Genomic DNA, 12,006 nt, shown 5'->3' on the forward strand with positions numbered 1-12,006 from the left:
TTGATCTAAACCGGATAAATGCCGAGGAAGCGCTGGAGATATTCGGCGAGGATCATGGTCGGCACCAGCAGTGCCAGCGTCAGCGCCCCGGCCATCAGCCCGTGGCCGTGAAAGATCATCCGCAAAATCCTTGCAAGCATGAAGACCTGCGCCATCATGAAGACCAGAAGCAGGATCGACACGACGCTGATGGCGCCGGGAATGAAGAAGACCAGCGCCAGCAGCAGGCCGTTGATGTAGGAAAGCGGCACGCCGAGCCAGTTGATGCTGACGACAACGGCAGCAAAGCGATCACCCATGCGAAAGGCAAACAGCAACAGTCCTGCAAACACCAGCGGCACGAACCAATTGGCGATTTCGACCAGGCCCAAACGGAAATAGAAGGGAAGGCCGACTTCGACATGCGGCGGCATCGACTGCAGGAAGGCCTGACGCCACCAGAGCCACGAAATGCCCATCGGTGGCAGGCACCAGGCCATCGCCCAGAAGGAGCGGTTGACGCCGCGGTCCGACATATCGAGAAACCGGAAGCCCCGCGTGTCCATGCGGATCAGCAGCCACAAACCGGACAGATAGTATTGAACCTCCCTAAGCCCCGGCATTTGCGAACCATCGCTCGATGAAGGTTTCGTAGATCTGCGTCAGGGTTTCGAGATCGGAAACAGCAACGCGTTCGTCGACCATGTGCATGGTCTGTCCGACGAGCCCGAATTCGACGACCGGGCAATAGTCTTTGATGAAACGCGCGTCCGACGTGCCGCCGGTGGTCGAAAGCTTCGGCGCCTTGCCGGCAATGCTCTCGACGGCAGAGGAAAGTGATGCAATCAGTGCGTTGTTGCGGGTGAGGAAGACATGGCTCGGACGATCGGCCCAGGCAATGTCATATCTTACCGCCTCGCGGCCCGGGCGCAGGGTGCCATTCTTGGCGGCCGCTTCAAGACGGCGGAGGATTTCCGCCTGCAGCGTGTCGACCGTCCAGGTGTCGTTGAAGCGGATGTTGAAGCTTGCCGCGGCCTTCGCCGGAATGACGTTGGTGGTCGGATTGCCGACATCGATGGTCGTCACCTCGAGGTTCGACGGCTGGAAATTTTCAGTTCCTTTGTCGAATGGGGGATGCATCAGCGCGCTCGTGAGCTGCAGCATGCCGCGCACCGGATTATCCGCCAGATGCGGATAGGCGGCGTGACCCTGAACACCGTGGACAGTGATCCTGCCGGAGAGCGAACCGCGGCGGCCGATCTTGATCATGTCGCCGAGCGCATCCGGATTGGTCGGCTCGCCGACGAGGCAGGCATCCCAACGCTCGCCGCGTTGTGCCGCCCATTGCAGGAGCTTGATCGTGCCGTTGATGGCGGGGCCTTCCTCGTCGCCGGTGATCAGCAAGGAAATCGAGCCCTTCGGATTGCCGTGTCTTTCGACGTACCGGGAGACGGCTGCCACGAAGCATGCAATGCCGCCCTTCATGTCGACCGCACCACGACCGAAGAGTTCGCCGCCTGAAATTTCCGCAGCGAAGGGGGGATGCGTCCAGGCGGCTTCGTCGCCAACCGGCACGACGTCCGTGTGTCCCGCAAACATCAGGTGCGGGCCATCACTGCCCAGACGGGCGTAGAGGTTTTCGATGTCGGGCGTGCCGGCTTCCGTCGCCTTCACCTTGTCCACCTTAAAGCCCAGCGGCGAAAGCATGGCGTCGAGCGCAGAAAGTGCGCCGCCTTCGGCAGGCGTCACGGAGGGGCAGCGGATGAGCGTCTGGAGATTGGCGACGGGATCGGTGGCGGTCATGAGGGTCGAATTATCCGGCGGGAATGGCAAAGACATGGCAAGGCGGCGAACCGCCTCGCTGAAATGAACGCCGCTTGTTTACCGGATCGGAATCCGGCTGTCACTGAAAGCTTAGTCGCGCAGCAATTCATTGATGCCGGTCTTCGAGCGGGTCTGCTCGTCGACGCGCTTGACGATGACGGCGCAATAGAGATGCGGTGCCGGTTGGCCGTTTGCCATGGTCTTGTTGCCGCTCGACATCGAACCGGCAACGACAACGGAGTAGGGCGGCACTTCGCCATACATGACGTCGCCGGTGGCGCGATCGACGATCTTGGTTGACTTGCCGATATAGACGCCCATGCCGAGAACTGAACCCTCGCGGATGATGCAGCCTTCGACGACTTCCGAGCGGGCGCCGATGAAGCAGTTGTCTTCGATGATCGTCGGGCCGGCCTGCATCGGTTCCAGCACGCCGCCGATGCCGACGCCGCCGGAAAGATGCACATGCTTGCCGATCTGTGCGCAGGAGCCGACCGTCGCCCAGGTGTCGACCATCGTGCCTTCACCGACATAAGCACCGAGATTGACGAAGGAAGGCATCAGCACGACGTTCTTGGCGATATAGGCCGAGCGGCGGACGACGCAGTTCGGAACGGCCCGGAAGCCCGCGGCGCGATACTGGTTCTCGCCCCAGCCTTCGAACTTGGAAGGCACCTTGTCCCACCAGGTGGAATTGCCGGAGCCGCCCTTGACGACTTCCATGTCGTTCAGGCGGAAGGAAAGCAGTACGGCTTTCTTGAGCCACTGGTTGACCGTCCAGACGCCATCGGCGCCGCGCTCGGCGACGCGAGCCTTGCCGCCGTCGAGAAGCTCGAGCGCTGCTTCCACGGCTTCGCGAACTTCGCCTTTCGTCGACGCGTTCACGTTGTCGCGGTTGTCGAAGGCAGCTTCGAGGGTCTTTTCGAGGGATGCGAGATCGGTGGCGCTCATGAGAATTCCTTAAACTTCGAGCTTTATCCTGAAGACTAGGAAGTCTCCGGGAATTGTGATCGGCGGGATGCGATCTGCTCTATCGCATGAGCGGCTAAAATGGAATGATTTTTCGAACGAGATCGTTTCTGTATTCAAGGCGTTATAGACAGACCCGGCAGTGTTGCCGGCATTTTTGAAGGGCATTCTGAAATGGCGAAGGGAAAAAACGGCAAGCTCAGGCGCAAGGACGGAGTCTGGGCTCCGCTGAAGTCGAGCGAGATTGACAGGCATCGCGCACTCGCCGTGCCGAAGACGCCGCAAACGCTTTCGCCTTCCTATCGCCTGGCCTATTCCGACGGCGACTTTCTCTGCCGCGAGGAACTGCGGCCGATCCGTCTCCAGCTTGAACTTTTGAAGGTCGAGATGATGTTGACGGAACGTGGCATCAAATCCACCGTCGTCATGTTCGGCGGCGCGCGTATTCCTGCCCCCGGTCAGAGCGCATGGGCAGCCCGCAACGACATGCAGCGCGCCAATCTGGAGGCGGCGTCCATCTATTATGACGAAGCGCGCAAGTTCGCCCGGCTCTGCTCGAAATATTCCGCTGGTTTCGATTTCCATGAATATGTGATCGTCACCGGCGGCGGCCCGGGCGTCATGGAGGCGGGCAACCGCGGAGCAGCCGATGAAGGCGCGCCCTCGATCGGCCTCAATATCGTGCTGCCTCACGAGCAGGCCCCGAACGCCTATGTGACGCCGGAGCTCAGCTTCAACTTCCATTACTTCGCGATCCGCAAGATGCATTTCATGGTACGCGCGAAAGCGATTGCGGTGTTCCCGGGCGGCTTTGGAACCCTCGACGAATTCTTCGAATGCCTGACGTTGATCCAGACGGGACGCATGGAAAAGATGCCGCTCATTCTCTTCGGCGAGAAGTTCTGGCGAAGCATCGTCAATTTCGACGCACTTGCCGAATTCGGGACGATCGCGCCTGACGACGTGAAGCTGATCAGCTTCGTCGATACGGCAGCTGCCGCCTGGAAGATCATCCAGGATTTCTATGAGCATCAGGAATAGAAAACCGGCCGCGATGTGCGACAGGCCCCACCTGCGGTAAGTCCTTGCTTACATGGACGGCCGATTGGGCATGTCATCGATCGAGATCGCGCCGTCCTTGTTGCGATCCATGCGGATGAAAAACTCTGGGCTCGCGCTCGGAAGGTAAAACCGATGCGTCAATCTGACCAATTATACATCGGCAAGCTGAATGAAATCTTCGTAATCTAGTCCACGACCCTTGCCAGAAACGCAGCCAGATCATCGGTGACGAAATCGATATGGTCCTCGTCGCCGCTCGTTTGTTCCCACCATTCGACGACGGTTTCCTCAAGATTGTTCGGCACGAGCAGCACAGTCTGCATGCCGAGTGCCTTTGGAACCACAAGGTTGCGCGGCAGGTCCTCGAACATGGCCGCCTTGCCGGTTTCCACTCGTTTCAGTGCCATGAACTTGTCATAGGTAACCTGCGCCGGCTTCGGCACGAATTCGGCGGCGACGATGTCGAAGATGTCGTCGAAATGTTCGAGAATGCCGAGGGCACCGGCCGTCATTTCGGCATGTTTGACGCTGCCGTTGGTGAAGATGAACTTGCGGCCCGGAAGTGCCTTGATCGCCGCACCCAATTCGGGCTGAGCCGTGAGGCTCGAATAGTCGATGGCATGGGCCTTTTCCAGAAATTCGTTCGGGTCGACGCCGTGATGGATCATCAGACCCTGCAGCGTCGTGCCGTGCTCGAGATAATATTGCTTCTGCAGCTTGCGCGCCTCGTCCCGCTCCATCTGGAGAAGCGCCGAGACATAGGCCGTCATGTTTTTGTCGATCTGCGCGAAGAGATTGACGTGATGCGGATAAAGCGTGTTGTCGAGGTCGAAGACCCATTCGGTCACGTGCGCAAAATCGGCTTTGGTCGGAGTGCGATCTATCTTGGTCATGGCGGCGTTATGGCATGGGCCAAGGAAATTGCCGAACAAAAAAATAGACGCCCGATTTTCGACGGACGGAAAAGCCAAGGGATGATAAAAGGCTCTCATGCTTTTCGATCTTCCCAATGAAGACACGCTTTATGATGCGCTGATCGCCCGCAGCTCCGATTACGAGGGGCTTGCTTATGTCTGCGTGAGAACGACGGGCGTCTTCTGCCGGTTGACCTGCCCCGCCCGCAAGCCGAAACGGGAGAATACGCTGTTCTACGATTCCATCGCCACCTGCATGCAGTCCGGCTTCCGGCCCTGCCGGCGCTGCAAGCCGCTGGAACAGGCGGGCAAGGAACCGATCGTCGACGAACTGCTGGAAGCGCTCGACTGCGCTCCGGCGACGCGTTGGACCGAGGATGATCTGGTCCGCAGGGGTTACGATCCATCCACCGTGCGGCGCGCTTTCAAACGATCGCTGGGCATGACTTTCCTAGACATCGCCCGCTACCGCCGACTCGGCGAGGCAGCAAGGCAGCTTGCGAGCGGCGCCCGCGTGATCGATGTCCAGCTCGATGCAGGTTACGAGTCGGGCAGCGGGTTTCGCGCCGCATTTCAGCGGTTGATCGGCAAGGCGCCTGCCATGTCGCAGAACCGCGAGCTGCTCTTCGCAGACTGGTTTGAAACGCCGCTCGGGCCGATGGTCGCGGTTGCCGATCAGACGCATCTGCATCTTCTGGAGTTCCACGATCGGAAGGCGCTTCAGGCTGAGCTGGAAAACCTGCAGCGCAAGACACGCTCCTCGGTTGCCGCCGGGAGAACGCCTGCGATCGAACAGATCGATGCCGAGCTGCGAGCCTATTTCGACGGCCAGTCCGCGAACTTCAAAACCCCTTTGGCGCTCGGCAACAGTACCGCCTTCGAGCGGGTGGTCTGGGCGAAGCTTCGGGAAATTCCTGTCGGAGAAAGACGCGCTTATGGTGATCTGGCCAGGGAAATGGAAAACCCGCAGCTGGTGCGCGCGGTCGGCCGCGCCAACGGCGCAAACCAGCTTGCCATCGTCATCCCCTGCCATCGCGTGGTCGGCGCAGACGGATCACTGACCGGTTATGGTGGCGGGCTCTGGCGCAAGCAATGGCTATTGAAGCACGAAGGAAAAATGCGGCCCAAAGGGGCTGTTTGAGGAGGACGTTCCATGAACCAGGCGCAAAAGGCGAAGGCGTTCGGCGCATTGCATCAGAAGGGCAATCCGGTCGTCCTCTATAATATCTGGGATGCTGGCACGGGGAAGGCTGTCAGCGACGCAGGTGCCAAGGCACTGGCGACCGGCAGCTGGTCGGTTGCTGCGGCGCAAGGCTATGCGGACGGCGAAAAAATCCCGCTGGAAGCGCTTGTCGCTACCGTGCGGTCGATCACTGCGGCCAACGACTTGCCTCTCTCCGTCGATTTCGAGGGCGCCTATTCGACCGAGAAAGCGGGAACCGCTGCCAACGCCGCCAGGCTGATTGATGCAGGCGCCGTCGGCATCAATTTCGAGGACCAGGTGGTTGGCGGCAGCGGGCTGCATCCGATCGATGAGCAGGCCGCACGCATCCGCGCCATACGCGAGATGACCGAGGCTAAGGGCATTCCGTTCTTCATCAATGCCCGCACCGACCTGTTCCTCAAGTTCTCCGATCCCGACCGGCATGTTCTGCTGGTGGATGAGGCGATCGAGCGGGCAGCCGCCTATGCAGAGGCTGGCGCCAGCGGCTTTTTTGCGCCGGGATTGTCGAACCAGGACCTGATCCGTCGAATGTGCGAAGCGGTTAGGCTGCCGGTCAACATCATGATGCGGCAAGGCGTGCCGGATGTGAAGACCTTGGCAAAGCTCGGCGTCGGCCGTGTCAGTTATGGGCCGGGACCCTACCGCGCAATGATGGAAAAGCTGAAGGAGGCAGCCGAGGCGGTCTTCGCCGCCGCGGGCCAAGCTTGAATCACGGAACGATCAGCGTTCCGGCGCCGTGTTCGGTGAAGATTTCGAGCAGCACGGAATGGGCCGTCTTGCCGTTCAGGATGACGACGCCCTGGACGCCGGCCTTGATCGCGTCGATGCAGGTTTCGACCTTCGGGATCATGCCGCCGGAAATCGTGCCGTCGGCGATCAGCGCGTGTGCCTGCGAAACCGAGAGCTCCTTGATGAGGTTGCCCTGCTTGTCGAGCACGCCTGGAACGTCCGTCAGGAAGAGCAGGCGCGTGGCATTCAGTGCGCCGGCGATAGCGCCTGCGAAGGTGTCGGCATTGATGTTGTAGGTCGCGCCGTCGCGGCCGGGCGCGACCGGGGCGATGACCGGGATCATTTCCGAACGGGCGAGCAGGTCGAGCAGCGTACGGTCGACTTCGACGACCTCGCCGACGAAGCCGAGATCGAGCACGCGCTCGATGTTCGAATCCGGGTCCTTGATCTTCTTTTGCGCCTTTTCGGCAAAGACCATGTTGCCGTCCTTGCCGCAAAGCCCGATCGCCCATTCGCCCGTCTGGTTGATGAGTGCCACGATCTCCTTGTTGATGGAGCCGGCAAGCACCATCTCGACGATCTCGACTGTCTTGGCGTCGGTGACGCGAAGACCGCCTTCGAACTTCGATTCGATACCCATCTTCGTCAACATCGCGCCGATCTGTGGTCCGCCGCCGTGGACGACGATCGGATTGACGCCGGATTGCTTCAAAAGCGCAATGTCGCTGGCGAAAGCCTTGCCGAGCTCGGGATTGCCCATAGCATGGCCGCCGTATTTGACGACTATCGTCTTGTTCTCGTAACGCTGCATGAAAGGCAGCGCCTGTGCGAGAAGGCGTGCTTGGGTTTCGCTTTCGGACTGGTTCATGGCATACCCAGCAGAATAGATCGCGGCCTTGTATCTCAAGTTCTTGACAGATGGAATAATGCCATGCGCATTAGTTGCTGTGCCTCTTGTCAATTTGAGCCGGCCGCCGTTTATTGGCATCGTGTCAAGACAGATGGGCCGCGGCATGACGAGCGAGGAAATCGCGCAATTGATTGGCCGCATCGCCATGGCCGACCGGAAGGCTTTCGCCGATCTCTACAAGGCGACGAGCCCGAAACTCTTCTCCATATGCCTGCGTATCCTGAACGATCGTATTGAAGCCGAGGAGGCGTTGCAGGAGGTTTATACAAAGATCTGGCAGCGTTCCGGGGCATACGTGGCCGACCAGGGTACGCCGTCCTCCTGGCTCGCGGCGATTGCCCGCAACCAGGCGATCGATACGTTGCGGGCGCGAAAGCCTGTCGCCGACGAGTTGAACGGTGAATACGATCTTCCCGATCCTGGCCTCGACCCGGAAAAGCAGGCCGTGCTGTCTGATGAAGGAAGGCGGATTGACACCTGCATGGAAGAGTTGGAAGCTGATCGGGCGCAGGCGGTGAAGAAAGCCTATGTCGAAGGACTGAGCTATCAGGAACTTGCCGATCAGTTTGGCGTTCCGCTGAACACCATGCGGACATGGCTGCGGCGCAGCCTTTTGAAGCTGAGAGAGTGCATGGAGCGATGACATCGCCGGATCAAAGCAAGGGAGGCCGCTCCCGTGATGAAGTGCTCGCCGGCGAGTACGTGCTTGGTGTTCTTTCGTTTCAGGATCGCCGGGTGGTCGAGGAGCGCATGCGCCGGGACCGCCAGTTTGCCGCAATCGTCAGCCGCTGGGAAACGAACCTCTCTGCTTTCAACGACGAGTATGAAGTGGCCGCGAGCCCGGGCCGGGAGACCTTCAAGCAGATCGAGGCACGCCTTTTCGGCGAACCGGAGCTTTCGCGGTCCTTTTCGCGCGGCCTTTGGAATTCCGCCGTCTTCTGGCGCTCTCTGACCTTCGCTTCGCTGGTCGTCGCGATCGGAGCCATTGTTTTCGCCTCCGGCAACGTTCCACCGCCGAAAGGCCAATCGCTACTGGTTGCCGAATTGTCGTCCGCCGACAGGCAGGTCAATCTGCTTGCCTCTTACGACGTCCAAAGCGGCCGCGTCCGCATCGTTCCTGTTGCGGCGGGCGGGACTGAGAAAAAATCACTGGAGCTCTGGCTGGTGCCGGGAAGCGGCAATCCAAAATCGCTCGGCATTTTCCAGTCGGATGAAGATGGCGAGCTTGTCATTCCTGCCGACCTGCGCGGCGGCATTGCCGACGGTACGACGCTCGCCGTCAGCCTCGAGCCTTTTGGCGGTTCGACGACCGGCGCCCCGACAGGACCGGTTGTCGCCAGTGGCACCACGCATCGCCGCTAAAATATTGTCTCCTCTGAAACTCTTTTCGCATCCCCTCGTACATCTCGGTGTCCGGGCGGGCCGAGGCATTCCGCACGCGAACCGGCGCCGGACGTGAGGAGGATGATCATGATGAAGCGAGCTTTGCGCACCATTGCGCTCGCCACTGCCGTATCCACAATCGCTTTTGCTGTGCAGGCCGCCAACCCCATTGTGGGTGGCGCTCCGATGTTCCCGACGAGGAACATCATCGACAATGCCGTCAACTCGAAGGACCACACCACGCTGGTCGCGGCTGTGAAGGCAGGCGGGCTTGTCGGCACGCTCGAAGGCAAAGGTCCGTTCACGGTTTTCGCACCGACGAACGAGGCTTTCGCCGCCCTGCCGAAGGGCACGGTCGAGACGCTTCTCAAGCCGGAAAACAAGGCCGCGCTCGTCAAGGTACTGACCTGCCACATGGTTGCAGCAGATACGATGGCGACGGCCGTTGCCAAAATGATCAAGGACGATGGCGGCGAGCACGACATCAAGACAGTGGGCGGCTGCGTGCTGAAAGCCAAGGAAAGCATGGGCAAGATCACGCTGACCGATGAAATGGGAGGCACGGCACGTGTGACGATCGCCGACGTCAAGCAGTCGAACGGCGTAATCCATGTCGTCGACAAGGTGCTTCTGCCCAAGACGTGATGGAGGATCCAAGGGCGAAGGAGGGGGGCGCCTGCGGGCGCCTCCCTTCAATTCCAGTTCTTGATCTCGACCGTTTCGGCAATGGCTTGGCGCAACTCATCCAATCCCTCGCTCTTCTCGGAAGAGGTGGCAATCACGAATGGGAAGGCCGCCGGACGCTTTTTGATCTTCTCCGCCGTTTCTGCGAGCAGCTTGGCGACCGCGGGCGGCTTGATCTTGTCGGTTTTGGTGAGAACGATCTGGTAGGAAACGGCGGCCTTGTCGAGCAGGCTCAGAACGTCATCGTCGTTCTTCTTGATTCCATGGCGGCTGTCGATAAGCACGTAGACGCGCTTCAGCGTAGCGCGGCCGCGCAGATAATCGAACACGAGTTTCGTCCAGGCGTCGACCTGGTCTTTCGGCGCCTGCGCATAACCGTAGCCTGGCATATCGACGAGCGCCATCGGCGGCAGGTCGCCACCCTCGCCGGAATAACCCTCGGGAACGAAGTAGTTCAGCTCCTGCGTCCGGCCCGGCGTATTCGAGGTACGCGCCAGTCCCTTGTGTCCGACAAGCGCATTGATGAGCGACGACTTGCCGACATTCGAGCGTCCGGCGAATGCCACTTCCAGCGGCCCTTCCGGTGGCAGGAACTTCATGGAAGGCACGCCGCGGATGAAGATCCACGGCCGCCCGAAGAGTGGCTTTTCGTTGTTTTGCGTCATTCCGCTTTTCCAGCGCGTCCTAATCCATTGCGCATAAGGGATTCAGGTTTCGCATGATTTTGTCAACCAACGGTCCCGATGGGCCCTCATTGAAAACAGGTTGCCGAAAAGAAAAAGCCCCGCCGAAGCGAGGCTTCCTCATTCATTTCGATGGCGCCGGTTTTCGCCGGAACAAGCCCTTGAGATTGTCGAAGAGCTCGATCTTCACACCGTGGCGGCGCATGATTACCCCCTGCTGAATAACGGAGAGCGTATTGTTCCAAGCCCAGTAGATGACGAGGCCGGCCGGGAAGCTTGCCAGCATGAAGGTAAAGACCAGCGGCATCCAGTTGAAGATCATCGCCTGCGTTGGGTCGGGGGGCGTCGGGTTCATGCGCATCTGCACGAACATCGTCACACCCATTATCAGCGGCCATACGCCGAGATGGAGCAGGGCGGGCGCTTCGAAGGGGAGCAAGCCGAAGAGGTTGACGATCGTGGTCGGATCGGGGGCCGAGAGGTCCTGAATCCAGCCGAAGAACGGCGCATGCCGCATTTCGATCGTGATGTAGATGACCTTGTAGAGCGCGAAGAAGACCGGAATCTGCAAGGCGATCGGCCAGCAGCCGGCAATCGGATTGATCTTCTCTTCCTTGTAGAGCTGCATCATCGCCTGCTGCAGGCCCATTCGGTCGTCGCCGAATTTGGCTTTGAGCTCTTCCATCTTCGGCTGCACGCGCTTCATGTTCGCCATCGAAGCGTACTGCTTGCTGGCGAGCGGGAAGAACAGCCCCTTGACGACGATCGTCGTCAACAGGATCGCGACGCCGAAATTGCCGAAGTAGCGGAAGAAGAAATCCATCAGCTTGAACATCGGCTTGGTGATGAAATAGAACCAGCCCCAGTCGATCAGGCGGTCGAAGCGCGGGATCTGGTAGGACGCCTCGTAGCCGTCGATGACCGGAACTTCCTTGGCTCCGGCAAAGACGAGGTTCTTGAGTTCGATCGACTGTCCGGGAGCAACCGTTACGGCGTCTTCCTTATAGTCGGCCTGATAGCGCGGCTGGCCATCGGTGAAATGCGAGAAGCGAGCCTCATACGCCGATTTCTGCGGCGGCACGATCGTTGCGGCCCAGTACTTGTCGGTGATGCCAAGCCAGCCGCCGGTGGACTTGGCTGGCGTGACGGCTTCCTCCTCGACGGCAGAGTACTTGCTCTCGACCAGGCCGTCGCCGATGACGCCGATGAAGCCCTCGTGCAGGACGTAGACGGAGGGCGTCGTCGGCTTGTTGTAGCGGGTAACGCGCCCGTAGGACGAAATGGAAGCCGGAGTGCTTCCGCTGTTCGTCACCTTGTCCGTGACGGTGAACATGTAGCGGTCGTCGACCGAAATCGTACGCGCAAAGGTCAGGCCCTTGTCATTGGTATAGGTCAGCGTCACCGGTGACTTGTCGGTGAGCTTGGCGCCTTCCGGCGCCGTCCATACGGTCGACGGACCGGGAACCGTTCCGGTCTGGTCACTGCCGATATAGCCGAGTTCGGTGAAGTAGCCGTCCTTGGTGTCAGCCGGCGAGAAAAGCGTAATGATCGGGCTGCTCTTGTCGACCGTCTCGTGATAACCTTTGAGCTTCAGGTCGTCGAGGCGGGCACCTGCCAGGTTTACGGAGCCAGAGAGCTCTTCCG

At 59.9% G+C, this 12,006-nt stretch carries 13 protein-coding genes; 6 read left to right on the forward strand and 7 right to left on the reverse strand.

All coding sequences use genetic code 11. The features are described from left to right. Positions 1–5: 5 nt before the first annotated feature. The 3 genes from C9413_RS03045 to dapD all read right to left on the reverse strand — a co-directional run bounded on the left by C9413_RS03045 (position 6) and on the right by dapD (position 2,754). A complete protein-coding gene (locus C9413_RS03045; protein ID WP_039843750.1) occupies positions 6–602 on the reverse strand; it encodes a hypothetical protein in 597 nt (198 codons plus the stop codon). After that, positions 589–1,782: a succinyl-diaminopimelate desuccinylase gene (gene dapE, locus C9413_RS03050; protein ID WP_039843751.1), complete on the reverse strand. Its 1,194-nt coding sequence runs from the start codon at positions 1,780–1,782 to the stop codon at positions 589–591. The genes C9413_RS03045 and dapE overlap by 14 nt, the downstream gene beginning before the upstream one ends. Before the next feature lie 111 nt (positions 1,783–1,893). Next, positions 1,894–2,754, reverse strand: coding sequence for a 2,3,4,5-tetrahydropyridine-2,6-dicarboxylate N-succinyltransferase (dapD, locus tag C9413_RS03055; protein ID WP_039843752.1), 861 nt, complete (start codon positions 2,752–2,754; stop codon positions 1,894–1,896). A gap of 192 nt (positions 2,755–2,946) precedes the next feature. On the opposite strand from dapD, the gene C9413_RS03060 reads away from it, so the two are divergent. After that, positions 2,947–3,813, forward strand: coding sequence for an LOG family protein (locus tag C9413_RS03060; RefSeq protein ID WP_039843753.1), 867 nt, complete (start codon positions 2,947–2,949; stop codon positions 3,811–3,813). Positions 3,814–4,019: 206 nt separating this feature from the next. Here the strand turns inward: C9413_RS03060 and C9413_RS03065 are convergent, their stop codons facing one another. Beyond that, on the reverse strand, positions 4,020–4,727 hold the full coding sequence (locus C9413_RS03065) for a pyrimidine 5'-nucleotidase (RefSeq protein ID WP_039846593.1): 708 nt from the start codon (positions 4,725–4,727) through the stop codon (positions 4,020–4,022). A 97-nt stretch (positions 4,728–4,824) separates the two neighbouring features. Between C9413_RS03065 and C9413_RS03070 the strand changes: the two genes are divergently transcribed. Both C9413_RS03070 and C9413_RS03075 read left to right on the forward strand, forming a co-directional pair. Further along, positions 4,825–5,889: a trifunctional transcriptional activator/DNA repair protein Ada/methylated-DNA--[protein]-cysteine S-methyltransferase gene (locus tag C9413_RS03070; RefSeq protein WP_039843754.1), complete on the forward strand. Its 1,065-nt coding sequence runs from the start codon at positions 4,825–4,827 to the stop codon at positions 5,887–5,889. 12 nt (positions 5,890–5,901) lie between these two features. Next, complete coding sequence (locus C9413_RS03075) at positions 5,902–6,681, forward strand: isocitrate lyase/phosphoenolpyruvate mutase family protein (RefSeq protein ID WP_039843755.1); 780 nt, start codon at positions 5,902–5,904, stop codon at positions 6,679–6,681. A gap of 1 nt (position 6,682) precedes the next feature. Here C9413_RS03075 and argB read toward each other — a convergent pair whose 3' ends face one another. Continuing rightward, complete coding sequence (gene argB, locus C9413_RS03080; RefSeq protein WP_039843756.1) at positions 6,683–7,570, reverse strand: acetylglutamate kinase; 888 nt, start codon at positions 7,568–7,570, stop codon at positions 6,683–6,685. Positions 7,571–7,715: 145 nt separating this feature from the next. Between argB and C9413_RS03085 the strand changes: the two genes are divergently transcribed. From C9413_RS03085 to C9413_RS03095, 3 genes are all read left to right on the forward strand, one after another. Further along, positions 7,716–8,255 (forward strand): sigma-70 family RNA polymerase sigma factor, encoded by a 540-nt coding sequence (locus C9413_RS03085; RefSeq protein WP_039846594.1) that lies wholly within the window; start codon positions 7,716–7,718, stop codon positions 8,253–8,255. Beyond that, the gene (locus tag C9413_RS03090) at positions 8,252–8,974 is read left to right on the forward strand and encodes an anti-sigma factor (RefSeq protein WP_039843757.1); all 723 of its coding nucleotides are present in this window, start codon (positions 8,252–8,254) and stop codon (positions 8,972–8,974) included. Before C9413_RS03085 ends, C9413_RS03090 begins: the two co-directional genes overlap by 4 nt. Before the next feature lie 108 nt (positions 8,975–9,082). After that, complete coding sequence (locus tag C9413_RS03095; RefSeq protein ID WP_039846595.1) at positions 9,083–9,640, forward strand: fasciclin domain-containing protein; 558 nt, start codon at positions 9,083–9,085, stop codon at positions 9,638–9,640. A 47-nt stretch (positions 9,641–9,687) separates the two neighbouring features. Here C9413_RS03095 and yihA read toward each other — a convergent pair whose 3' ends face one another. Together yihA and yidC are read right to left on the reverse strand one after the other, a co-directional pair. Then, the gene (yihA, locus tag C9413_RS03100) at positions 9,688–10,344 is read right to left on the reverse strand and encodes a ribosome biogenesis GTP-binding protein YihA/YsxC (RefSeq protein WP_022713523.1); all 657 of its coding nucleotides are present in this window, start codon (positions 10,342–10,344) and stop codon (positions 9,688–9,690) included. 142 nt (positions 10,345–10,486) lie between these two features. Continuing rightward, positions 10,487–12,006: membrane protein insertase YidC (gene yidC / locus C9413_RS03105; RefSeq protein WP_170250176.1), on the reverse strand; the 1,520-nt coding region annotated here is incomplete at its 5' end.

This window comes from Rhizobium sp. SEMIA 4085, from assembly GCF_013004495.1.
Lineage (GTDB): Bacteria > Pseudomonadota > Alphaproteobacteria > Rhizobiales > Rhizobiaceae > Rhizobium > Rhizobium gallicum.